This is a genomic window from Microbacterium sp. C448, assembly GCF_000582705.2.
GTDB classification, from domain to species: Bacteria; Actinomycetota; Actinomycetes; order Actinomycetales; family Microbacteriaceae; genus Microbacterium; species Microbacterium lacus_A.
In genome coordinates this window covers 1-906 of the sequence record NZ_HG779833.1, presented here as the reverse complement: position 1 = coordinate 906, position 906 = coordinate 1, and the positions used below count along the sequence as shown (strand labels likewise).

Annotated in this window: 1 pseudogene; it reads left to right on the top strand. The window is 67.5% G+C overall.

Features of this window, described 5'->3' with window-relative positions:
* Window positions 1–906 (top strand): annotated as a pseudogene (locus MIC448_RS15955) (XRE family transcriptional regulator); the annotation flags it as partial.

Here is a 906-nt window from a genome sequence, read left to right as displayed (position 1 = left end):
TATCGAGCCGTTCCGGATCGGCAAGACGCTGCCGACCGAGGCGCTGCGCACGATGCTGGCGCTGCAGGGCGAGATCGAGCGTCTGCGCGACGAGCGTGCCGCCACCCCCGAAGAGGCCCGCCGCGCCAACGTCGAGTTGCGCCACCTGATGCGGCGCCAGCACAATCACTTCCCCGAACTCGAAGAGCACGCCGTCCGCATCCTCGAGGCCGTGCGGCACCCGGGCGGACCCCTCACGCAGCGTTCGGCGTCAGATATTGCGGCGCACCTCGGCTTCACGATCCACTACGTGCCCGACCTGCCGCAGACGACGCGGAGCGTGGCGGACCTGAAGAACGGGCGGCTCTACCTCTCGAGCAGAATCTCGGCGAAGGGTGATCCCCGGACGGCCGTTCTGCAGGCGCTGTCGAGCCGGATCCTGGGGCACGCCGAGCCGACGAGCTACGCGGAATTCCTCCGCCAGCGCGTCGAGACGAACTACCTCACGGGTGCCCTGCTGATTCCCGAGGCGCACGCCGTGCCGTTCCTGCACGAGGCGAAGTCGCGGCGGGCGATCTCGATCGAGGACCTGCGCGACGCCTACTCGGTGTCGTACGAGACGGCGGCGCACCGCTTCACGAACCTCGCGACCCGGCACCTCGACATCCCGGTGCACTTCTTGAAGGTGCACGAGTCGGGCACGATCACGAAGGCCTATGAGAACGACGACGTGAACTTCCCGACCGACCGGCTGGGTTCGATCGAGGGTCAGATGTGCTGCCGACGCTGGACGAGCCGCGTCGTCTTCGACGTCGACGACCGCTTCAACCCGTACTACCAGTACACCGACACCGGCAACGGAACCTATTGGTGCACAGCCCGCGTCGAGGCATCCAGCGAGGGAGCCCACTCGGTGAGCGTGGGGGT